Source organism: Pseudomonas sp. LjRoot277, from assembly GCF_964253845.1.
Classification (GTDB): domain Bacteria; phylum Pseudomonadota; class Gammaproteobacteria; order Pseudomonadales; family Pseudomonadaceae; genus Aquipseudomonas.
The window spans coordinates 2,157,933-2,180,922 of record NZ_CAXURI020000001.1 but is presented as its reverse complement, the minus strand read 5'-3'; the positions used below and the strand labels follow the sequence as shown (position 1 = coordinate 2,180,922).

At 59.9% G+C, this 22,990-nt stretch carries 20 protein-coding genes; 18 read left to right on the top strand and 2 right to left on the bottom strand.

The features are described 5' to 3' along the window. The first annotated feature begins 43 nt into the window (after nt 1-43). The 3 genes from acnA (at nt 44) to ACSQ87_RS10245 (ending at nt 5,369) form a co-directional block, all read left to right on the top strand. Complete coding sequence (acnA, locus tag ACSQ87_RS10255; RefSeq protein WP_223431991.1) at nt 44-2,785, top strand: aconitate hydratase AcnA; 2,742 nt, start codon at nt 44-46, stop codon at nt 2,783-2,785. Between the two features lie 123 nt (nt 2,786-2,908). After that, entirely contained in the window at nt 2,909-3,700 is a 792-nt protein-coding gene (locus ACSQ87_RS10250; RefSeq protein ID WP_223431992.1) for a CPBP family intramembrane glutamic endopeptidase, read from the top strand. Nucleotides 3,701-3,803: 103 nt separating this feature from the next. Continuing rightward, a complete protein-coding gene (locus ACSQ87_RS10245; protein WP_150655309.1) occupies nt 3,804-5,369 on the top strand; it encodes a methyl-accepting chemotaxis protein in 1,566 nt (521 codons plus the stop codon). A gap of 247 nt (nt 5,370-5,616) precedes the next feature. Here the strand turns inward: ACSQ87_RS10245 and ACSQ87_RS10240 are convergent, their stop codons facing one another. Next, entirely contained in the window at nt 5,617-6,309 is a 693-nt protein-coding gene (locus ACSQ87_RS10240) for an alpha/beta family hydrolase (RefSeq protein ID WP_223432112.1), read from the bottom strand. Between the two features lie 109 nt (nt 6,310-6,418). On the opposite strand from ACSQ87_RS10240, the gene ccoN (ACSQ87_RS10235) reads away from it, so the two are divergent. From ccoN (ACSQ87_RS10235) to ccoP (ACSQ87_RS10200), 8 genes are all read left to right on the top strand, one after another. Continuing rightward, a complete protein-coding gene (gene ccoN / locus ACSQ87_RS10235) occupies nt 6,419-7,843 on the top strand; it encodes a cytochrome-c oxidase, cbb3-type subunit I (RefSeq protein WP_008157299.1) in 1,425 nt (474 codons plus the stop codon). Between the two features lie 10 nt (nt 7,844-7,853). Next, the gene (gene ccoO, locus ACSQ87_RS10230) at nt 7,854-8,462 is read left to right on the top strand and encodes a cytochrome-c oxidase, cbb3-type subunit II (RefSeq protein ID WP_223432113.1); all 609 of its coding nucleotides are present in this window, start codon (nt 7,854-7,856) and stop codon (nt 8,460-8,462) included. A gap of 15 nt (nt 8,463-8,477) precedes the next feature. Then, complete coding sequence (locus ACSQ87_RS10225) at nt 8,478-8,678, top strand: cbb3-type cytochrome oxidase subunit 3 (RefSeq protein WP_223432152.1); 201 nt, start codon at nt 8,478-8,480, stop codon at nt 8,676-8,678. Continuing rightward, complete coding sequence (ccoP, locus tag ACSQ87_RS10220; protein ID WP_223432114.1) at nt 8,675-9,628, top strand: cytochrome-c oxidase, cbb3-type subunit III; 954 nt, start codon at nt 8,675-8,677, stop codon at nt 9,626-9,628. The genes ACSQ87_RS10225 and ccoP (ACSQ87_RS10220) overlap by 4 nt, the downstream gene beginning before the upstream one ends. Before the next feature lie 484 nt (nt 9,629-10,112). After that, nucleotides 10,113-11,555 (top strand): cytochrome-c oxidase, cbb3-type subunit I, encoded by a 1,443-nt coding sequence (gene ccoN / locus ACSQ87_RS10215; protein WP_008157290.1) that lies wholly within the window; start codon nt 10,113-10,115, stop codon nt 11,553-11,555. Further along, entirely contained in the window at nt 11,555-12,163 is a 609-nt protein-coding gene (gene ccoO, locus ACSQ87_RS10210) for a cytochrome-c oxidase, cbb3-type subunit II (protein ID WP_018925301.1), read from the top strand. Before ccoN (ACSQ87_RS10215) ends, ccoO (ACSQ87_RS10210) begins: the two co-directional genes overlap by 1 nt. Nucleotides 12,164-12,168: 5 nt before the next feature. Further along, nucleotides 12,169-12,354 carry a CcoQ/FixQ family Cbb3-type cytochrome c oxidase assembly chaperone gene (locus ACSQ87_RS10205; protein WP_003175465.1) on the top strand — a complete coding sequence of 62 codons (186 nt, stop codon included), beginning with the start codon at nt 12,169-12,171 and terminating at the stop codon, nt 12,352-12,354. Next, nucleotides 12,351-13,334, top strand: coding sequence for a cytochrome-c oxidase, cbb3-type subunit III (ccoP, locus tag ACSQ87_RS10200; protein WP_223432115.1), 984 nt, complete (start codon nt 12,351-12,353; stop codon nt 13,332-13,334). Before ACSQ87_RS10205 ends, ccoP (ACSQ87_RS10200) begins: the two co-directional genes overlap by 4 nt. Nucleotides 13,335-13,414: 80 nt before the next feature. On the opposite strand, the gene ACSQ87_RS10195 is transcribed toward ccoP (ACSQ87_RS10200), so the two are convergent. After that, nucleotides 13,415-14,425 (bottom strand): metallophosphoesterase family protein, encoded by a 1,011-nt coding sequence (locus ACSQ87_RS10195; protein WP_223432116.1) that lies wholly within the window; start codon nt 14,423-14,425, stop codon nt 13,415-13,417. Between the two features lie 458 nt (nt 14,426-14,883). Between ACSQ87_RS10195 and ccoG the strand changes: the two genes are divergently transcribed. The 7 genes from ccoG to fnr all read left to right on the top strand — a co-directional run bounded on the left by ccoG (nt 14,884) and on the right by fnr (nt 22,921). After that, nucleotides 14,884-16,299: a cytochrome c oxidase accessory protein CcoG gene (gene ccoG, locus ACSQ87_RS10190; protein WP_223432117.1), complete on the top strand. Its 1,416-nt coding sequence runs from the start codon at nt 14,884-14,886 to the stop codon at nt 16,297-16,299. Between the two features lie 11 nt (nt 16,300-16,310). Then, nucleotides 16,311-16,850, top strand: coding sequence for a FixH family protein (locus tag ACSQ87_RS10185; RefSeq protein WP_008146825.1), 540 nt, complete (start codon nt 16,311-16,313; stop codon nt 16,848-16,850). Between the two features lie 174 nt (nt 16,851-17,024). Beyond that, nucleotides 17,025-19,475 carry a heavy metal translocating P-type ATPase gene (locus ACSQ87_RS10180; RefSeq protein ID WP_223432118.1) on the top strand — a complete coding sequence of 817 codons (2,451 nt, stop codon included), beginning with the start codon at nt 17,025-17,027 and terminating at the stop codon, nt 19,473-19,475. 22 nt (nt 19,476-19,497) lie between these two features. Further along, on the top strand, nt 19,498-19,716 hold the full coding sequence (gene ccoS, locus ACSQ87_RS10175; RefSeq protein ID WP_007905420.1) for a cbb3-type cytochrome oxidase assembly protein CcoS: 219 nt from the start codon (nt 19,498-19,500) through the stop codon (nt 19,714-19,716). Next, nucleotides 19,709-20,392 (top strand): sulfite exporter TauE/SafE family protein, encoded by a 684-nt coding sequence (locus tag ACSQ87_RS10170; RefSeq protein ID WP_223432119.1) that lies wholly within the window; start codon nt 19,709-19,711, stop codon nt 20,390-20,392. The genes ccoS and ACSQ87_RS10170 overlap by 8 nt, the downstream gene beginning before the upstream one ends. A 282-nt stretch (nt 20,393-20,674) precedes the next feature. After that, on the top strand, nt 20,675-22,057 hold the full coding sequence (gene hemN / locus ACSQ87_RS10165; RefSeq protein WP_223432153.1) for an oxygen-independent coproporphyrinogen III oxidase: 1,383 nt from the start codon (nt 20,675-20,677) through the stop codon (nt 22,055-22,057). A 129-nt stretch (nt 22,058-22,186) separates the two neighbouring features. Beyond that, nucleotides 22,187-22,921: a fumarate/nitrate reduction transcriptional regulator Fnr gene (gene fnr, locus ACSQ87_RS10160; RefSeq protein ID WP_046047868.1), complete on the top strand. Its 735-nt coding sequence runs from the start codon at nt 22,187-22,189 to the stop codon at nt 22,919-22,921. The last annotated feature ends 69 nt before the right edge of the window (nt 22,922-22,990 follow it).

Here is a 22,990-nt window from a genome sequence, read left to right as displayed (position 1 = left end):
TTCCCTCAGTCCGTAGCCGTGCGGACTCAAAGGAGTCATTTCAATGCCGTCCCTCGATAGCCTGAAAACCCTTAAAACCTTACAAGTCGACGACAAGACCTATCACTATTTCAGCTTGCCGGATGCCGCCAAGAGCTTGGGCGATCTGGACAAGCTGCCAATGTCGTTGAAAGTGCTGCTGGAAAACCTGCTGCGCTGGGAAGATGAAAAAACCGTCACCGGCGCCGACCTCAAGGCGATTGCCGCCTGGCTCAAGGAACGTCGCTCCGACCGTGAAATTCAATACCGTCCCGCGCGGGTTCTCATGCAGGACTTTACCGGCGTCCCTGCCGTGGTTGACCTGGCCGCCATGCGTGCCGCGATGGCGAAGGCCGGCGGCGACCCGCAGCGAATCAATCCACTCTCCCCCGTGGATCTGGTGATCGACCACTCCGTGATGGTCGACAAATTCGCCAGTGCCAGCGCCTTCGAACAGAACGTCGACATCGAAATGCAGCGCAACCACGAACGTTACGCCTTCCTGCGCTGGGGCCAGAGCGCCTTCGACAATTTCAGCGTGGTACCGCCCGGCACCGGGATCTGCCATCAGGTCAATCTGGAATACCTGGGGCGCACGGTCTGGACCAAGGACGAGGACGGCCGCACCTATGCCTTCCCCGACACCCTGGTCGGCACCGACTCCCACACCACCATGATCAACGGCCTCGGCGTACTCGGCTGGGGCGTCGGCGGGATCGAAGCAGAAGCGGCGATGCTTGGCCAACCGGTGTCGATGCTGATCCCGGAAGTGATCGGTTTCAAACTCACCGGCAAGCTCAAGGAAGGCATCACCGCTACCGACCTGGTGCTGACCGTCACCCAGATGCTGCGCAAGAAAGGCGTGGTCGGCAAATTCGTCGAGTTCTACGGTGACGGCCTCGCCGATCTGCCGCTGGCCGACCGTGCGACCATCGCCAACATGGCCCCGGAATACGGCGCCACCTGCGGTTTCTTCCCGGTGGATGACATCACTCTGGAATACCTGCGTTTATCCGGCCGCACCAGCGAGACCGTGAAGCTGGTCGAGGCCTACAGCAAAGCCCAGGGCCTGTGGCGCCTGCCGGGCCAGGAACCGGTGTTCACCGACAACCTGGCGCTGGACATGGGCAGCGTCGAAGCCAGCCTTGCCGGGCCGAAACGCCCGCAGGACCGGGTATCGCTGCCGAATGTCGCGCAAGCGTTCAGTGACTTCGTCGACCTGCAATTCAAACCCACCAGCAAGGAAGTCGGTCGTCTCGAAAGTGAAGGCGGCGGTGGCGTCGCGGTGGGCAATGCCGATCTGGCCGGTGAAGCCGACTACGAATACGACGGTCAGACCTATCGATTGAAAAACGGCGCGGTGGTGATTGCCGCGATCACCTCCTGCACCAACACCTCCAACCCGAGCGTGATGATGGCCGCCGGACTGGTGGCGAAGAAAGCCGTGGAAAAAGGCCTCAAGCGCAAACCGTGGGTCAAGAGCTCGCTGGCCCCAGGTTCGAAAGTGGTCACCGACTACTACAAGGCTGCCGGCCTGACCCAGTACCTTGATGAACTGGGTTTTGCCCTGGTCGGTTACGGCTGCACCACGTGCATCGGCAACTCCGGGCCATTGTCGGAGCCGATCGAAAAAGCCATTCAGGCCGCCGACCTGACCGTCGCCTCGGTGCTGTCGGGCAACCGCAACTTCGAAGGCCGTGTGCATCCTCTGGTGAAAACCAACTGGCTGGCCTCCCCGCCGCTGGTCGTCGCTTATGCGTTGGCCGGTACGGTGCGCATCGACATCAGCAGCGAGCCTTTGGGTACCGACAAGGATGGCAATCTGGTTTATCTGCGGGACATCTGGCCAAGCACCAAAGAGATCGCCGACGCGGTGAACCAGGTCAACACCGCGATGTTCCACAAGGAATACGCCGAAGTGTTTGCCGGCGACGAGCAATGGCAAGCGATTGAAGTGCCGCAAGCGGCGACGTATGTCTGGCAGGACGATTCGACTTACATCCAGCATCCACCGTTCTTCGATGACATCGGCGGGCCGCCGCCAGTGGTCAAGGACGTCGCGGGTGCCAGAGTCCTCGCGCTGCTGGGTGATTCGGTGACCACCGATCACATCTCCCCGGCCGGTAACATCAAGGTCGACAGCCCCGCAGGCCACTACCTGCGCGAGAAAGGCGTGGAACCACGGGACTTCAACTCCTATGGCTCGCGTCGCGGCAACCACGAAGTGATGATGCGCGGCACCTTTGCCAACATCCGCATTCGCAACGAGATGCTCGGCGGCGAAGAAGGTGGCAATACGATTTACATCCCCACCGGGGAGCGGGTGCCGATCTACGACGCGGCGATGCGTTATCAAGCCTCGGGCACACCGCTGGTGGTGATTGCAGGGCAAGAATACGGCACCGGCTCGAGCCGCGACTGGGCGGCCAAGGGCACCAATCTGCTGGGGGTCAAAGCGGTCATCGCCGAAAGTTTCGAACGGATTCACCGCTCCAATCTGGTGGGCATGGGCGTGTTGCCGTTGCAGTTCAAACTGGATCAAAACCGCAAGAGTCTGAACCTGACCGGCAAGGAGACGCTGGATATTCTGGGTTTGACCGGCGTCGAGCTGACGCCGCGGATGAACCTGACACTGGTGATCACCCGTGAAGACGGCAGCCGCGAGAAAGTCGAGGTGTTGTGCCGGATCGATACCCTGAATGAGGTGGAGTACTTCAAATCGGGGGGAATTTTGCATTACGTGTTACGACAGTTGATTGCCTCGTAACAACCTGCTGACACAGACACCGCCTTCGGGCGGTGTTTTTGTTTGTGGGGTGTACGTCCCTATAATCACGCGCCCCGAAAGGATCGCAGCCTTCTAATACGCCACCGCTCTAAAGGATTCCGAATGATTGCTCTGCCATGGAACTACCTGGCCCTTCTCTCCCTCGGCTATGGTTTGGCACTGATCTACGGCCAACTCGGCTGGCTGGCCATAATCTCCTTCGCATTGTTGCTGTTCACAGGTTTCGCCGTGCGCCAGCAAAAGGTTCAAGCCGGCCGCTATCTCGGTCATGGGGTGTTCTTCGTCCTGGTCCTGGCACTGGCGATGCACTGGCTTCCCGGTTTCTACAACGGTCGTGGTTTCGCCCCTCAGCAATTCACCGACGATGCCGTGCCGTTTTTCATGTACCTGAATCAGGACAAACCCCTGATCGGGTTCTGGCTTTTGCTGGTCTGCCCGTGGATTGTCGGCCGGCGTTCGCTGCGCCTTTCCATTTATGCCACCGCGCTGGGGCTGACGTTGAGCGCCGTGCTCGCCTTGGGTGGCGCGCTGTTGCTGGGCGTGATCAGCTGGGCACCGAAGTGGCCGGATCAAGCCTGGCTGTGGCTACTGAACAATCTGCTGCTGGTGACCCTGGTCGAGGAAGCACTCTTTCGCGGCTACATCCAGGGCGGTCTGACCCGGTGCTTCAAAAACCTGCCCTACGGTGAAAACCTCGCCCTGCTCCTCGCCTCGCTGCTGTTCGGCCTGGTGCATGTGGGTGCTGGCTGGCAATGGGTGTTGCTGGCGAGCCTGGCAGGTGTCGGCTATGGTCTGGCCTACCGTTTTGGTGGCTTGGGTGCGGCCATCGCCACCCATTTCGGCCTGAACCTGCTGCATTTCGGCCTGTTCACTTATCCGATGCTCGCCGGGTGACGCAATGGTCGTTTTGCGACGAACCACTGATTATTGAAAAATTACTTCAATAAATTCCCGATCATGCCGACACCCTGTCAAAGCCTTGCGGATTGAAAAAGCCATGCGTAATAACCAACCCACTACACAACGCGAACGGACCTTCCCGGCTCAGCAACGGTTGATTTCCACCACCGATGCCAAGGGCGTGATCACCTACTGCAACGACGCTTTCGTCGAGATCAGCGGGTTTTCTCGTGAGGAACTGATCCGTGCGCCGCATAACCTGGTCCGTCACCCTGACGTCCCGGCCGCGGTGTTCGCGCACATGTGGGGCACACTGAAACAAGGCTTGCCATGGATGGGCATTGTCAAGAATCGCTGCAAGACCGGTGATCACTACTGGGTTAACGCCTATGTCACGCCGGTTTTCGAAGGCAATCAGGTGGTCGGTTACGAATCGGTGCGGGTCAAACCCACCGCCGAGCAGATCCGCCGTGCCGAAGCGCTCTACCAACGCATCAACCAGGGCAAGTCGGCGATTCCTTCAACAGACAAATGGCTGCCGGTGCTGCAGGACTGGCTGCCGTTCATCCTCGTCAGCCAGTTGAGCTTCATGATCGGAGCGTCGCTCAATTCCCAATGGGGTTTTGCATTGGCCGCCGGCCTGTCGGTGCCATTGGGTCTGTTGGGGTTGAGCTGGCAACAGCGCGGCCTCAAGCGTCTGCTGCACCTGGCCGGGCAGACCACCTCCGACCCGTTGATCGCTCAGATGTACACCGACAGTCGCGGCGCTCAAGCACGTCTGGAGATGTCGATCCTCAGCCAGGAAGCCCGCCTGAAAACCTGCCTGACCCGTCTGCAGGACACCGCCGAGCACCTGAGCGACCAAGCAAAACAGTCCGACACCCTGGCGCATAACAGCTCCAACGGTCTGGAACGCCAACGCGTCGAAACCGAGCAAGTGGCCACTGCCGTCAACCAGATGGCCGCCACCACGCAGGAAGTCGCCAGCCACGTGCAGCGCACGGCCGATGCGACTCAGGAAGCCAATCGCCTGACCGGTCGCGGCCGCGACATCGCAGGGGAAACCCGCGAAGCCATCCAGCGCCTGTCGGTGGTGGTGGGTGAAACCGGCCTGACCGTGACCCAACTGGCCAAGGACAGCGACGAAATCGGTGGCGTGGTCGATGTGATCAAAGGCATCGCCGACCAGACCAACCTGCTGGCGTTGAACGCTGCCATCGAAGCGGCCCGTGCCGGTGAGATGGGTCGCGGGTTTGCGGTGGTCGCCGACGAAGTCCGTCAACTGGCACAACGCACCAGCGAATCCACCGGGCAGATCCACGCCCTGATCGCCAAGCTCCAGCAAACCGCCAGCACGGCGGTGCAAACCATGGAAGCCGGGCATCGCCAGGCTGAAGAAGGTGTGGCGCGGGTTCTGGAAGCGGATCAGGCTCTGGTGGGGATCAGCGAAGCGGTGGCCAACATCACCGACATGACCACCCAGATCGCTGCGGCGACCGAAGAGCAAAGTGCTGTCGCCGAAGAGATCAGCCGCAACATCAGCAACATCTCGCACCTGGCGGATCAGACCTCGGAACAGGCGCAACACTCGGCGTTGTTGAGTGAAGAGCTGACGAAAACGGCGAACACTCAGTATTCGTTGGTGGAACGGTTTAACCGCTGATTGTTGCTAGAAGCTGATACTCGGAGTGTGGGGGTTGGTAGGGTTTGAGATTTGTATCGTCTTGAAAATCCACCCCTCATCGGAACGCCGCCCGCCCAACCCTCCCGAAACGTCGGACCGCCCCATAGGGGAGAGGGGGAAAGGGAGCCGATCTTTGTCGTTTCCGGAGCCTGAGTTCGACTCGATTTTTCAGGTCGATGCATCGCGAAAGACACCTCGGTCAGTTCCCTCTCCCTCTGGGAGAGGGTTAGGGTGAGGGCTGGCCCTGAAGAAATGCAGCCACCCTGCCCGCCGCAGCCGCCAGATGCTGCTCATGGGTAAACCCCGAAGCCTTCAACGGCTTCAAGTCATGATCCCCTAACACCAGCCAGTACACCTCGATACTCGGCGCCAACGTGTAAGCCTCGATCGCTTCACGATTCCCCAATGCATCCCGCTCGCCCTGAACAATCAAAGTCCGGGTCTTGAGCGCGGCCAAATGTTCGACGCGTGGTTTCTCCGGTTTACCGACGGCATAAAAGGGATAGCCGAGACACACCAGCGCATCCGCCCCCAATTCATCCGCCAACAAACTCGCCATCCGCCCCCCCATGGACTTGCCACCAATGGCCAGACGCCCAGCGACATGGCGTCGCACCACCGCATACACCTCACGCCAGCACTCGAGCAGTTTCGGCGCCGGGTTCGGTGGACGTTTACCCCCATCAAGACGCCGTTGCGCCATGTACGGAAACTCGAAGCGCAGCACATTGACGCCTTGAGTAGCAAGGCGCGCAGCCATGTCGTTCATCCAGCCACTGTCCATCGGCGCACCGGCGCCATGGGCGAATATCAGCGTCGCCGATGCCGGCACTGAAGCGGCATTCCACAACCATCCATGATCCCGCACACACTGCGCCCATTGATCCCCGTCAATACTGGCCTTGTGCTCTTTGTCCATGCTTGCCTCGCTTTTAGTCTGCCTATAACTCCAGGCGAAGGGAGCGTCTGCCGTGCGGCTTACTCGCAAAGACAGGCCTTCACTTCGGCTGAACCGTGGATGGGGAACCATGAACACTTCTATCAGTACCGCCTACAACTACAAGGTGGTCCGCCAATTCGCCATTATGACGGTGGTGTGGGGCATCGTCGGCATGGGGCTCGGGGTTTTTCTCGCGGCCCAATTGGTCTGGCCTGAACTCAACTTCAATCTGCCGTGGACCAGCTTCGGGCGCCTGCGCCCGCTGCACACCAACGCAGTGATCTTCGCCTTTGGCGGTTGCGCCCTGTTCGCCAGTTCGTTCTATTCGGTGCAACGCACCTGCCAGACCCGATTGTTCGCGCCGAAAATCGCCGCGTTCTGTTTCTGGGGCTGGCAGCTTGTGATTCTGTTGGCGGCCATCAGCCTGCCATTGGGTTACACCAGTTCCAAGGAATACGCCGAGCTGGAATGGCCGATCGACATCCTGATCACCATCGTCTGGGTCGCCTACGCCGTGGTGTTCTTCGGCACGATCATGCAGCGCAAGACCAAGCACATCTACGTCGGCAACTGGTTCTTCGGCGGCTTCATCATCACCGTGGCGATTCTGCACATCGTCAACAATCTTGAGCTGCCGGTGAGTTTCACCAAGTCCTACTCGGTATACGCCGGTGCGACCGATGCCATGGTGCAGTGGTGGTACGGGCACAACGCCGTAGGCTTTTTCCTCACCGCCGGTTTCCTCGGGATGATGTACTACTTCGTGCCGAAACAGGCCGAGCGTCCGGTGTACTCCTATCGCTTGTCGATCGTGCACTTCTGGGCGCTGATCACCTTGTACATCTGGGCCGGTCCGCACCACTTGCACTACACCGCGCTGCCGGACTGGGCACAGTCACTGGGCATGGTGATGTCGCTGATCCTGCTGGCGCCGAGCTGGGGCGGGATGATCAACGGCATGATGACGCTCTCGGGCGCCTGGCATAAGTTGCGCAGCGACCCGATCCTGCGCTTCCTCGTGGTCTCGCTGGCGTTCTACGGCATGTCGACCTTCGAAGGGCCGATGATGGCCATCAAAACGGTCAACGCCCTCTCCCACTACACCGACTGGACCATCGGCCACGTTCACGCCGGCGCCCTCGGTTGGGTAGCGATGATTTCCATCGGCGCGCTGTACCACATGATCCCGAAAATCTTCGGTCGCACGCAGATGCACAGCATCGGCCTGATCAACGCGCACTTCTGGCTCGCCACCATCGGCACCGTGCTGTACATCGCTTCGATGTGGGTCAACGGCATCGCCCAGGGCCTGATGTGGCGCGCCGTCAACGAAGACGGCACGCTGACCTACTCCTTCGTCGAAACCCTGGTGGCCAGCCACCCAGGCTTCGTCGTGCGCCTGGTAGGCGGTGCGATCTTCTTCAGCGGCATGTTGCTGATGGCCTACAACACCTGGCGCACCGTGCGGGCCTCGCAGCCTGCCGAAGTCGCCGCTGCTGCGCAGATCGCCTGAGGAGGCCGCCATGAAACACGAAACAATCGAGAAAAACGTCGGCCTGCTGATGTTGCTGATGGTGCTGGCCGTGAGCATTGGCGGTCTGACCCAGATCGTCCCGCTGTTCTTCCAGGACGTGACCAATAAACCGGTGGAAGGCATGAAGCCCTACACCGCGCTGCAACTGGAAGGTCGCGACATCTACATCCGCGAAGGCTGCGTCGGCTGCCATTCGCAGATGATCCGTCCGTTCCGCGCCGAGACCGAACGCTACGGCCACTACTCGGTCGCCGGTGAAAGCGTCTGGGATCACCCATTCCTGTGGGGCTCGAAACGTACCGGTCCGGACCTGGCCCGGGTTGGCGGTCGCTACTCCGAAGACTGGCACCGCGCGCACTTGTACAACCCGCGCAACGTGGTGCCGGAATCGAAAATGCCCGGCTATCCGTGGCTGGTGGCCAATCAACTCGACAGCAGCCACACCGAAACCAAGATCCGCGCCATGCGCACGTTGGGCGTGCCGTACACCGACGACGACATCGCCGACTCGGTCGCCTCGCTCAAGGGCAAGACCGAAATGGACGCCCTGGTCGCTTACCTGCAAGTGCTCGGCACATCCATCAAGAGCAAGAGGTGAGCCATGCCCTTTGAAATAGTGAGTGAGATGAGCAGTGGAATGATCCGCGGCCTGGGCACGGTCGTGGTGTTCATAGCCTTCGTCGGCCTGACGCTGTGGGTGTTCAACAGCAAGCGCAATCCGGAATTCGCCGAAGCGCGTTTGCTGCCGTTCGCCGATGAACCGCTACCCGATGACGCCACCCAAGAACCTGAAACAAGGAGTACCCGGCCATGACCACCTTCTGGAGTACGTGGATCTGCGTACTGACCATCGGCAGCCTGATCGGCCTGACCTGGCTGCTGATCGGCACCCGCAAGGGCGAAACCAAGGGCAGCGTCGACCAGACCATGGGCCACAGCTTCGACGGCATCGAGGAGTACGACAACCCGCTGCCGCAGTGGTGGTTCATGCTGTTCGCCGGCACGCTGGTGTTTGCCGTTGGTTATCTGGTGCTGTACCCCGGCCTGGGCAACTGGAAAGGCATTCTGCCGGGTTACGAGGACGGTTGGACCGGCGTCCACGAGTGGGAAAAAGAGATGAGCAAGGCCGATGCGAAGTTCGGGCCGATCTTCGCCAAATTCGCGGCGATGCCCGTGGAAGAAGTGGCGGCGGACCCACTAGCGTTGAAAATGGGCGGTCGCCTGTTTGCCTCCAATTGCGCGGTCTGCCACGGCTCGGATGCCAAGGGCGCTTTTGGCTTCCCCAACCTGGCTGACAACAGCTGGCGCTGGGGCGGCAACGCCGACACCATCAAAACCACGATCATGGGTGGTCGCATGGCCGCGATGCCGGCCTGGGGTGAAATCCTTGGTGATGCCGGCGTGAAGAACGTCGCAGCTTATGTGCGCCATGACCTGGCCGGCCTGCCGTTGCCTGCCGACAGCGGTGCCGACCTGCACGCCGGACAGCAAGCGTTCAGCACCATGTGCGTAGCCTGTCATGGGGCAAACGGCCAGGGCACTGAAGCCATGGGCGCGCCGAATCTGACGCAACCGGCCGGTTTTATCTACGGTACAAGCCTGGCGCAACTGCAACAGACGATTCGTCATGGCCGCCAGGGCCATATGCCGGCGCAGAACGAACTGCTCGGCAACGACAAGGTGCAACTGCTGGCCGCTTACGTTTACAGCTTGTCTCATGGGTTGACCACCGAGCGCTTGCAGGCTGAAGGCAAACACGAATAAATCTCGACCGCTCTGCTGCCGCATTCTCCCGGATGCGGCAGTTCCCTGCCCCCTTTGCGACCAAGTGTCGCACCCCTCCGTTGGTCCTCCTTTCGGTTCACCAGATTCGGGTCTAAGCTTCCCCCGATGCGGACTGGCATGAGCCGGTTCCAGGTCGACCCAACCCGATGTGTTCGACGAATCTGCTCGATGACAGGCCGCAAAGGCTGGTAGATACCGGCTGTCGTGCCAATTGCCATCTGTCACCCGATCGTTGTGTTTGAACACACCCCGTTACATCCGACCTGACCCCCTCACCATTTTCGTCCGCTGCGACATTTTGCCCTTGGGCAATTTTGTCCCTACGCGGCGCATGGAAAGGCCGCAGAATCAGCTTTTGAAAGCATTGACCCAGGTCATGGCGCGTTGCAATGACCCCCCGCTTTCTCCATACTTGCGGCCGATTTTTACTCCTAATAAAACACCCAAACCGTGGAACCTTAGAATGAGCACAGCAATCAGTCCGACTGCTTATAACTATAAGGTAGTCCGCCAGTTCGCCATCATGACGGTGGTCTGGGGGATCCTTGGCATGGGGCTTGGTGTCTTCATCGCCTCACAGCTTGTATGGCCGGAATTGAACTTCGGTCTGCCGTGGACGACTTTTGGACGCTTACGCCCGTTGCACACCAACCTGGTGATTTTCGCCTTCGGTGGTTGTGCTCTGTTTGCCACTTCTTATTACGTCGTGCAGCGAACCTGCCAAACGCGACTGATTTCCGACAGCCTCGCGGCCTTCACCTTCTGGGGTTGGCAAGCGGTGATCGTCGGCGCGATCGTTACCTTGCCGCTGGGTTACACCACCACCAAGGAATACGCGGAACTGGAATGGCCCCTGGCTATTCTGCTGGCCATCGTCTGGGTGACTTACGGTCTGGTGTTCTTCGGCACCATCACCAAGCGCAAAACCAAGCACATCTATGTGGGTAACTGGTTCTACGGTGCCTTCATCGTTGTGACGGCGATGCTGCACATCGTCAACCACGCTTCCCTGCCGGTCAGCTTCTTCAAGTCCTACTCGGCCTACGCCGGTGCGACTGACGCGATGATCCAGTGGTGGTACGGCCACAACGCGGTCGGTTTCTTCCTGACCACGGGCTTCCTGGGGATGATGTACTACTTCGTTCCGAAGCAGGCCGAACGTCCGATCTACTCCTATCGCCTGTCGATCGTGCACTTCTGGGCGCTGATCACCCTGTACATCTGGGCCGGTCCGCACCACCTGCACTACACCGCGCTGCCGGACTGGGCTCAGTCGCTGGGCATGGCGATGTCGATCATCCTGCTGGCACCAAGCTGGGGCGGCATGATCAACGGCATGATGACCCTGTCGGGCGCCTGGCATAAGCTGCGCACCGACCCGATCCTGCGCTTCCTCGTTGTGTCGCTGGCCTTCTACGGCATGTCGACCTTCGAAGGCCCGATGATGGCCATCAAGACCGTCAACTCGCTGTCTCACTACACTGACTGGACCATCGGCCACGTACACGCCGGCGCCTTGGGCTGGGTAGCGATGATCTCGATCGGCGCGATCTACCACATGATCCCGAAACTGTTCGGTCGTGTGCAGATGCACAGCATCGGCCTGATCAACACGCACTTCTGGCTCGCGACCATCGGTACCGTTCTGTACATCGCTTCGATGTGGGTCAACGGCATCACCCAGGGTCTGATGTGGCGTGCAATCAACGACGACGGCACCCTCACCTACTCGTTCGTTGAAGCGCTGCAAGCCAGCCACCCTGGTTTCATCGTTCGCGCCCTGGGCGGTGCGTTCTTCGCCAGCGGCATGCTGTTCATGGCCTACAACGTATGGCGTACCGTACGTGCCTCGAACCCGGCTGAAGCCAAAGCTGCTGAACAGATTGCTGTAGTTGGAGCTCACTGATGAAGCATGAAGCAGTCGAGAAGAACATTGGCCTGCTGGCCTTCTTCATGGTTATCGCCGTCAGCATCGGCGGCCTGACCCAGATCGTTCCGCTGTTTTTCCAGGACGTCACCAACAAGCCGGTCGAAGGCATGAAGCCTCGTACCGCCCTTGAACTGGAAGGCCGCGACATCTACATCGCCAACGGTTGTGTCGGCTGCCACTCGCAGATGATCCGCCCGTTCCGCGCTGAAACCGAACGCTACGGCCACTACTCGGTCGCTGGTGAAAGCGTCTGGGACCACCCATTCCTGTGGGGTTCCAAGCGTACCGGCCCGGACCTGGCCCGTGTTGGCGGTCGTTACTCCGATGACTGGCAGCGTGCGCACTTGTACAACCCGCGCAACGTTGTGCCTGAGTCGAAAATGCCGGCCTACCCGTTCCTCGTGGAAAACAAGCTCGACGGCAAAGACACCGCCAAGAAAATGGAAGTCTTGCGCACGCTCGGCGTCCCTTACACCGACGAAGACATCGCCGGCGCCAAGGATGCTGTGAAGGGCAAAACCGAAATGGACGCGCTGGTGGCCTATCTGCAAGGCCTGGGCACCATCATCAAAAGCAAACGGTGATTTAGATGGATATCGGGATGATTCGTGGCCTGGGCACCGTTGTTGTGATGGTGGCCTTCATCGGTCTGGCGTTGTGGGTATTCAGCCCCAAGCGCAAGTCGGAGTTTGAAGACGCGACCTTGCTGCCTTTCGCGGATGATCCCGAAGCCATCAAGCACGTCGAGCAAGCTTCTAGGAGTAACAAAGAATGACTACGTTCTGGAGTCTGTACGTCACAGTCCTCAGTCTCGGCACTATCTTCGCCCTGACCTGGCTGCTGCTGTCCACCCGCAAGGGCCAGCGCAGCGAAGCCACCGAAGAAACGGTCGGCCACTCCTTCGACGGGATCGAGGAGTACGACAACCCACTGCCGAAATGGTGGTTCATGCTGTTCGTGGGCACCATCATCTTCGCCCTGGGCTACCTGGTGCTGTACCCCGGTCTGGGTAACTGGAAAGGCCTGCTGCCGGGTTATAACTACCTCGATAACGAAAAGCAGACCGCGTTCGCCAACGGCCAGAGCGGCTGGACCGGCGTTCACGAGTGGGAAAAGGAAATGGCCAAGTCGGACGCCAAGTTCGGTCCGATCTTCGCCAAGTTCGCTTCCATGCCTATCGAAGAAGTCGCCAAGGACCCGCAAGCCCTGAAGATGGGTGGCCGCCTGTTCGCCTCCAACTGCTCGGTCTGCCACGGTTCTGACGCTAAAGGCGCTTATGGCTTCCCTAACCTGACCGACGCCGACTGGCGCTGGGGCGGCGAAGCGGAAACCATCAAGACCACCATCATGGGCGGTCGTCACGCTGTGATGCCGGCCTGGGCAGAAGTGATCGGCGAGCAAGGCGTTGCGAACGTTGCCGCGTTCGTACTGACCAGCCTCGATGGCCGCAAACTGCCGGAAGGCACCAAGGCTGACCCGGTTGCCGGGCAGAAACTGTTCGCTGCCAACTGCGTGGCGTGCCACGGCCCGGCAGGCAAAGGTACACCAGCAATGGGCGCACCTGACCTGACCCACCCGGCAGCGTTCATCTACGGTTCGAGCTTCGCTCAACTGCAGCAGACCATCCGTTACGGCCGTCAGGGCCAGATGCCTGCGCAAGAACAGCTGCAAGGCAACGACAAGGTTCACCTGCTGGCCGCTTACGTCTACAGCCTTTCTCACGGTGAGAAAGCACCAGTGGCGGACGCCCAGTAAGGCAAACGCTTGACCGCAACAACAAACGGCCCCGCCAGTGAGAATTGGCGGGGCCGTTTTGGTTTTTACCGAGCGCCTGTTTACTTCAGAACAGGGATGGTCTTATCAAGCTTTCGGCTAGGCCAGTTACTGTTACGTACAACGTTCACATTCAGCTCTTTACGATCCTTGGAGAAGCTGGCAATCAGATAGGTTTGCTGAGACGCGGCACCGCTCATGAATACGGGAACCTGACCAAAGTAGTCATATTTTGTCCCACTGTAATAGCTCCCCGAGACAAAGTGGTCGTGCCCACCAAAAACCGCTGTCACCTGATATTTCGCAATCATGCCCCTGAACCTTGCGATTTGCTCATCACTTCCCGCCCAATCAAAAACCTTGTGCATATTAAGAATGATGATCTTGCCTTGTTCCCGAGCAGCCTTTAAATCTCGTTCCAGCCAATCGAGCGACGGGGTAATGTCATACACAGTAGGTATAATGGGATTACCGCCAGAAAACCTTACGGCATAGGTCGGTTCATTGTTCAACTGAACCATATGAACATCACCAAAATCCTTCGAATAAGCAAGACTACCGGAATAATGGCTCGCCCCTAACACAGCGCCCCGTACAGACAAATCCATCGAAGACTTCCCCCAATAACGCGCCTTTAGATCATTCACACTTCCAGCAGCACAATTATTCAGAAAGCAGTCATCCACATTATTCGCGTAATCATGATTACCCAGCCCATAGTCATACAACCCACCCAACTTGTCCTCAAAGACAGACTTCATGTAAGAGCGCTCACCGCCATGACCAAACGCGGTGACATCACCATTGATCATCACGGGAATACGCCCCGCCCCGCCATTCAACTGTCTGAAACTTGCAACGTCGGAATACTGCAAGCCAATGAGCTCCCTGGAACGCTTCTCCTTGTTTGGATCAGACACATTTTTATCCGTGAGATCACTCCAGGGATATTGTGGATCGGAAATAAATATCAAATGCCCTGGCATTTGTTCAACGGTCGCTGCATGAGAAGCAGGAACAACCACACACAGCGCAAAACAAGCCGCCAACTGACGAAACTTAAACACACTCATAGAAATCCATTTCCATTATTTAACAAAGTCAGTGCCGCCTTAACGGACAAGCACTTCACATACAAAACTAATCAAGTAAAAAAACAAATACAACCCACCATCACCGACAAAGCAATAAGGCATATTTCTCGATGTACCGATTCATTACCCCGTTACTGCGTCCGCATAAATAAACCAAGGATCACCTACACCAAACTCTCATCATGATCCTGCCCGCATTACGGGTACATCCAGACAGCAGCACAATCTGAAAAACCGTCCATACTAAACAAGTCAATTGATCTGAATCACGATTTGTTACATTTGCTACACCATCCACGAATTTTCCCCAACGCGACCAAAGGTCGCACCCTTGACCTAGAGCGACAGGCGTATCATTGCGCCACTGCAACACCTCTTTTTGACCGCGGTCGGCATGTACTGACCGAGGCATTTTTCCACTGCCGTGGGATGCAATGATGAGCAACCAGATTCCGGTACACGACGTCACTCCGCCTGCCAAGAACGCGAACAACAGCGTCGACCTCTACGCCTCTCGGGAAAAAATCTACACACGCGCCTTCACCGGCCTGTTCCGCAACCTGCGGATGATGGGCGGTGCCGGGCTGTTTCTGTTGTATTTCGGTACGGTCTGGCTGAGCTGGGGCGGCCATCAGGCCGTCTGGTGGAACCTGCCGGAACGCAAATTCTTCATCTTTGGCGCAACCTTCTGGCCTCAGGACTTCATCCTGCTCTCGGGGATCCTGATCGTCAGTGCCTTCGGCTTGTTCTTCATTACCGTGTACGCCGGGCGAGTCTGGTGCGGCTATACCTGCCCGCAGAGTGTCTGGACCTGGATTTTCATGTGGTGCGAGAAGGTCACCGAAGGCGACCGCAATCAGCGCATCAAGCTCGACAAAGCGCCGATGAGCGCCAACAAGTTCCTGCGCAAATTCAGCAAACACACGATGTGGCTGTTGATCGGCTTCGTGACCGGCATGACCTTCGTCGGTTACTTCTCGCCGATCCGCGAGCTGACCATCGACTTCTTCACCGGCGAAGCCGACGGCTGGTCGTATTTCTGGGTCGGTTTCTTCACCCTCGCCACCTACGGCAATGCCGGCTGGTTGCGCGAGCAGGTGTGCATCTACATGTGCCCGTACGCGCGCTTTCAGAGCGTGATGTTCGACAAAGACACCCTGATCGTTTCCTACGACCCGCGTCGTGGTGAGGGCCGCGGCCCGCGCAAGAAAGGCGCTGACTACAAGGCCATGGGCCTGGGCGACTGCATCGACTGCACCATGTGCATCCAGGTTTGCCCGACCGGTATCGACATCCGCGACGGCCTGCAAGTCGAATGCATCGGCTGTGCGGCCTGCATCGATGCCTGCGACAGCATCATGGACAAGATGGATTACCCGCGCGGTCTGATCAGCTACACCACCGAGCACAACCTGTCCGGGCAAAAAACCAATAAACTGCGCCCACGCCTGATCGGCTATGCCACGGTGCTGCTGGCGATGATCGCCTTGCTGATGACCGCATTCTTTATGCGTTCGCTGGTCGGTTTCGACGTCAGCAAGGACCGCGTGCTGTACCGCGAGAACGCCGAAGGCCGGATCGAAAACGTCTACAGCCTGAAGATCATGAACAAGGATCAGCGCGATCACACCTACGTGCTCGAAGCCGCTGGCCTGCCGGACCTCAAGCTGCAAGGCAAGCGCGAGATCAAGGTCGCCGCCGGGGAGATTTTCAGCCAGCCGGTCGAACTGTCCAGCGCCCCGGAAAAACTGCCATCGAGCACCAACGAGGTGAAATTCATCCTCAAGGATGCCGATGACGACAGCGTCCACATTGAAGCCAAGAGCCGGTTCATCGGCCCACAAGTTCGTTGAGAGAAGTGATCATGCCCACAGCAACTGCCGCAAGCCCCTGGTACAAGCACCTTTGGCCGTGGATCATCATCGCCATCCTGGCGTGTTCCGTGACCCTGACCTTGTCCATGGTGACGATCGCGGTGAACAACCCGGACAACCTGGTCAACGACAACTATTACGAGGCCGGCAAAGGCATCAACCGCTCCCTCGACCGTGAGTTGCTGGCGCAGACCCTGCTGCTGCGCGCCAGCGTTCATCTGGACGACGTGACCGGTGAAGTCGACCTGCGCCTGAGCGGCAACAGCCAACCGAAAACCCTGGAGCTGAACCTGATCTCGCCGACCCAGCCGGAGAAGGATCGCAAGATCACCCTGGCACGCAGCGAAACCGAACAGGGCCGCTACATTGGCCAGTTGAACGACAAGGTCGACGGTCGCCGCTTTGTAGAACTGCTGGGCGTCCAGGACGACAAGACCTGGCGCATGTTCGAAGAAGAACAGGTCAGCCATGACAAGGATCTGCTGCTGGGTGACGAACCGCTGCAAGGCGCCGAAGACCTGAAGAAGTAAACACTTGCGAATGCGATCAAATGTGGCGAGGGAGCTTGCTCCCGCTGGGGCGCGAAGCGGCCCCAAAACCTGCAAACCGGTCCTTTCAGGCATAGCAAGTTCTCAGTATTGCGACTGCTTCGCAGCCGAGCGGGAGCAAGCTCCCTCGCCACAATGGTTTTCATGGCAACAAACATGACCACTCCACTCCCCTGCTACCACTGCGCCCTGCCCGTCCCGGCCGGCAGCCGCTTCACCGCTGCCGTCCTCGGTGAAACCCGCGAGTTCTGCTGCCCGGGTTGCCAGGCCGTGGCCGAAGCCATCGTGGCCGGTGGGCTGGAAACCTATTACCAGCATCGCAGCGAGTCATCGGCCAACCCCGAAGCCTTGCCAGTGCAGTTGGTGGATGAGCTGGCGCTGTACGACCGCGCCGACGTGCAAGCCCCCTTCGTCCGCCACGAAGGCGAACTCGCCGAAACCACCCTGCTGATGGAAGGCATCAGTTGCGCCGCCTGCGGCTGGCTGATCGAGAAACACCTGCGTGGCTTGCCGGCAGTGGCCGAAGCGCGCCTGAACCTGTCCAACCATCGCCTGCACGTGCGCTGGGCCGATGCGCAACTGCCGCTGAGCCAGGTACTCAGCGAATTGCGCCACATCGGTTACGCCGCGCACCCCTACCAGGCCGACCGCGCCAGTGAACAACTGGCCAGCGAAAACCGCTTGGCCCTGCGTCAACTCGGCGTGGCCGGGCTGCTGTGGTTCCAGGCGATGATGGCGACCATGGCCACCTGGCCGGAATTCAACATCGACCTCAGCCCCGAGCTGCATACGATCCTGCGCTGGGTCGCGCTATTTCTCACCACCCCGATCGTGTTCTACAGCTGCGCGCCATTCTTCAAAGGCGCCATGCGCGATTTGCGCACCCGCCACCTGACCATGGACGTTTCGGTGTCGCTGGCGATTGGCAGCGCCTATATCGCCGGGATCTGGACCTCGATCACCGGCGTCGGTGAACTGTATTTCGATGCGGTCGGCATGTTCGCACTGTTCCTGCTGGCCGGGCGTTATCTGGAACGTCGCGCCCGCGAACGCACCGCCGCCGCCACCGCACAACTGGTCAATCTATTGCCCGCCTCATGTCTGCGCCTGAGTGCCGATGGCCAGAGCGAGCGGATCCTGCTCAGCGAACTGCGCGTCGGCGATCAGGTGCTGGTGCACCCCGGCGCGATCCTCCCGGCTGACGGCAAGATCCTCGACGGCCGGTCGAGCATCGACGAATCCCTGCTCACCGGCGAATACCTGCCGCAACCGCGCACGCCGGGCGATGCGGTCACCGCCGGCACCCTGAACGTCGAAGTTGCGCTGACCGTGGAAGTCCTTGCCCTCGGCCAGGACACCCGACTGTCCGCCATCGTCCGCCTGCTGGACCGTGCTCAGGCCGAGAAGCCACGACTGGCGGAAATTGCCGACCGCGCCGCGCAGTGGTTCCTGCTGCTGTCGCTGATTGCCGCTGCCGTCATCGGCCTGATCTGGTGGGAACTGGATTCGTCGCGAGCCTTCTGGATTGTGTTGGCAATGCTCGTTGCGACGTGTCCGTGCGCCTTGTCCCTGGCCACGCCGACCGCCCTCACCGCCGCCACCGGCACCTTGCACAAACTCGGTTTGCTGCTGACTCGCGGCCATGTGCTGGAAGGTCTGAACCAGATCGACACGGTGATTTTCGACAAGACCGGCACGTTGACGGAAGGTCGCCTGGCCTTGCGTTCGATTCGCCCGCTCGGCGCGCTCAACAGCGATCAATGCCTGAGCCTGGCCGCCGCCTTGGAAAACCGTTCCGAACACCCGATCGCCCGCGCGTTTGGTCGGGCGCCGCTGGCCGCCGAAGAAGTCCACAGCACGCCGGGGCTAGGCCTCGAAGGCTTGGTCGGTGAACAACGCCTGCGCATCGGCCTACCGGGTTTTGTCTGTGAACTCAGTGGCGCTGCCGTGCCATCGATGCCGGATGAAGCCGGCCAATGGCTGTTGCTCGGCGACAGCCAAGGACCGTTGGCATGGTTTGTTCTCGACGACCGCCTGCGTGCCGACGCGCCCGCCCTGCTCGCGGCCTGCAAGGCTCGCGGCTGGCGCACGCTGCTGCTCTCCGGCGACAGCTCGCCGATGGTCGCCAGTGTCGCTGCGGAACTGGGCATCGATGAAGCCCGGGGCGGCTTGCGTCCGGACGATAAATTGCAGGTCTTGCAACAGCTGCACAAGAAAGGCCGCAAGGTGTTGATGCTCGGTGACGGGGTCAACGACGTGCCCGTGCTGGCCGCCGCCGACATCAGCGTGGCCATGGGTTCGGCCACCGATCTGGCGAAAACCAGTGCCGACGCGGTATTGCTGTCGAACCGCCTCGATGCATTGGTCCAAGCCTTCAGCCTGGCTCGACGCACCCGCCGGGTAATCATCGAGAACCTGCTGTGGGCCGGGTTGTACAATGGCCTCATGTTGCCGTTCGCCGCCCTCGGCTGGATCACTCCGGTATGGGCCGCGGTCGGCATGTCCATCAGTTCGTTGACCGTGGTGCTGAACGCCCTGCGCCTGACTCGCATGCCAGACACGCCTGCGGTCAGCGCCACGCCAGAAACCCGTCCGCTGCCGGCCTGAGCCGCGCGGGCATGGAGTCAAGATGCCAGCTCTCTACGTGATGATCCCGGCCGCGCTGCTGATCGTGGCCATCGCTATTTACATCTTCTTCTGGGCAGTCGACAGCGGTCAGTACGACGACCTCGACGGCCCGGCCCACAGCATCCTGTTCGACGATCAGGACCCAAACCACAAGGCTGCGGTCGACGAAGCCAGCGGCCATCCGGCCAAACCGGACGACAAGGCGCCACCCCATGCTTGAGTTGGCGCCGCTGCTGGTGTCTGCGGTGATTCTCGGTCTGCTCGGTGGCGGGCATTGCCTGGGCATGTGCGGCGGGTTGATGGGCGCGTTGACCCTGGCAATCCCCAAGGAACAACGCAGCCGACGCTTTCGACTGCTGCTGGCCTACAACCTGGGGCGAATTCTCAGCTATGCAACGGCAGGCCTGCTGATCGGTTTAGCCGGTTGGGCGGTGGCCAACAGCCCGGCGGCGATGTTCATGCGTGTCATCGCCGGATTGCTGTTGGTCGCCATGGGCCTGTACCTCGCCGGTTGGTGGAGCGGCCTGACCCGCATCGAAAGCCTCGGTCGCGGCCTGTGGCGGCACATCCAGCCCGTTGCCAACACACTGCTGCCGGTGTCGAACGTCCCCCGCGCGTTACTGCTGGGCGCGCTATGGGGTTGGCTGCCGTGCGGATTGGTTTACAGCACCCTGCTGTGGTCGGCGAGTCAGGGCAATGCGCTGGACAGTGCGCTTTTGATGCTCGCGTTCGGGCTCGGCACCTGGCCGGTGTTGCTCGCCACGGGGTTGGCGGCTGAGCGGGTCACGGCGTTGTTGCGCAAACGCAGCGTGCGGATGACGGGGGGTTTGCTGGTTATGTTGTTTGGCATCTGGACCTTGCCGGGGCCGCATCAGCATTGGCTCATGGGCCACTAGATCTGTGGCACCCCCTTGTAGCAGCTGCCGAGCCTGCGAGGCTGCGTTCGGTGCGGGCCGCGTTCGGACGCAGCCGTCGTAAACCCTGAGTACCAAATTCACCTGAAGCACCGCACAGTCTGATTTCACGACGGCTGCGCCGCCGAACGCAGCCTCGCAGGCTCGGCAGCTGCTACAGGGTGATGTTTGGCAATGACACCGTTGATGCAAATCAAGATGCCCCACCGCGCCGCCCCCTAGACTCGCTGACACTGCCAGCCTATCCGGGGGAATGCCCGCATGATGCTCGACGCCATTCGTTGGGACACCGATCTGATCCGCCGTTACGACCTGGCGGGACCGCGCTACACCTCCTACCCGACCGCGGTGCAATTCGACGGTCATGTCGGCACGTTTGACCTGTTCCACGCCCTGCGCGACAGCCGTAAAGCCCTGCGCCCGTTATCGCTGTATGTGCACGTGCCGTTCTGCGCGAACATTTGCTACTACTGCGCCTGCAATAAAGTCATCACCAAGGACCGTGGCCGGGCCCAGCCCTATTTGCAGCGCCTTGAGCAGGAAATCCAGCTGATCGCCTGCCACCTCGACCCCGCGCAGAAAGTCGAGCAACTGCATTTCGGCGGCGGCACCCCGACCTTTCTCAGCCATGACGAACTGCGCCAGTTGATGGCCCAATTGCGCAAAAGCTTCAACTTGCTGGACGACGACTCCGGCGACTACGGCATCGAAATCGACCCGCGCGAAGCCGACTGGTCGACCATGGGCCTGCTCCGTGAACTGGGCTTTAACCGGGTCAGTATCGGCCTGCAAGACCTCGACCCGGCGGTGCAACGAGCGGTCAATCGCCTGCAAAGCCTGGAAGAAACCCGCGCGGTGATCGACGCCGCCCGCACGCTGCAGTTTCGCTCGATCAACATTGACCTGATCTACGGTTTGCCAAGGCAGACACCCGAGAATTTCGCCCGCACCGTCGATGAAGTGATCAACCTGCAACCGGATCGCCTCTCGGTGTTCAACTACGCGCACCTGCCGGAACGCTTCATGCCGCAACGGCGAATCAACAGCGACGAACTGCCGACACCGGCGCAAAAACTGGAAATGCTCCAGGGCACCATCGAGCAGTTGACCCAGGCCGGTTACCGCTACATCGGCATGGACCACTTCGCACTGCCCGACGATGAACTGGCGATTGCTCAGGAAGAATCGACCCTGCAACGCAACTTCCAGGGCTACACCACCCACGGTCATTGCGACCTGATTGGCCTGGGCGTGTCAGCCATCAGCCAGATCGGCGACTTGTATTGCCAGAACAGCAGCGACCTGAATCAGTACCAGAACACGCTGGCCAGCGCGCAGCTGGCCACCAGCCGTGGTCTGCTGTGCAACGCCGATGACCGCCTGCGACGTGCGGTCATCCAGCAACTGATCTGTAATTTCAGCCTGGAATTCGCCGAGATCGAACACGCCTTCAACATCGACTTTCAGGGTTACTTCGGCGGACTCTGGCCACAGTTGCAGGGAATGGCCGAAGACGGCCTGATCGAACTGGATAACGAACGGATTACCGTACTGCCCGCCGGACGATTGCTGGTGCGTTCGGTGTGCATGGTGTTCGACGCGTACCTGGAACAGCACAATCGCCAGCGGTTTTCGCGGGTGATCTAGCCATCACCTCACCGGCCGGTCTACGAAACGCAGGCTTTACGACCCTGCGACAAAATCGCCGCGTGCCTGAATGTCCTCCCGTGGGTTACCCTTACGGCTTATGTGTGTTTTCCCACAAGGATTTAAGAAATGTCCGAGCCAGTAAAGCTGCGCGCTCATAGTCAGGCCCATTGCAAGGATTGCAGCCTGGCTCCCCTCTGCTTGCCACTTTCTTTGAATCTGGAAGACATGGATGCGCTGGACGAAATCGTTAAACGTGGCCGCCCGCTGAAAAAGGGCGAATTCCTGTTCCGCCAGGGCGACACCTTCGATTCCGTTTATGCAGTACGCTCTGGCGCCCTGAAGACCTTCAGCCTGAGCGATGGCGGCGAAGAACAACTCACCGGTTTCCACCTGCCGAGCGAACTGGTCGGCCTGTCGGGCATGGACACCGAAAAACACCCGGTCTCGGCGCAAGCCATGGAAACCACATCGGTGTGTGAAATCCCTTTCGAACGCCTCGACGAACTGGCGCTGCAACTGCCGCAGCTGCGCCGTCAGTTGATGCGCGTGATGAGTCGCGAGATTCGCGACGATCAGCAAATGATGTTGCTGCTGTCGAAGAAAACCGCCGACGAGCGCATCGCCACGTTCCTGGTCAACCTGTCAGCCCGTTTCCGCGCCCGGGGCTTCTCGGCCAACCAGTTCCGCCTGAGCATGTCGCGCAACGAAATCGGCAATTACCTGGGCCTGGCGGTGGAAACCGTGTCCCGGGTGTTTACGCGCTTCCAGCAAAACGAACTGATTGCGGCTGAAGGCAAGGAAATCCATATCCTCGACCCGATCCAGCTCTGCGCCCTGGCCGGCGGCTCGCTAGACGGCTGATTTCGGCGATGGCGGCTGAGCGAAACGGTTCAGCCGCCGTTATACTGCGTCGTTTGCAGCCTGCCAGGA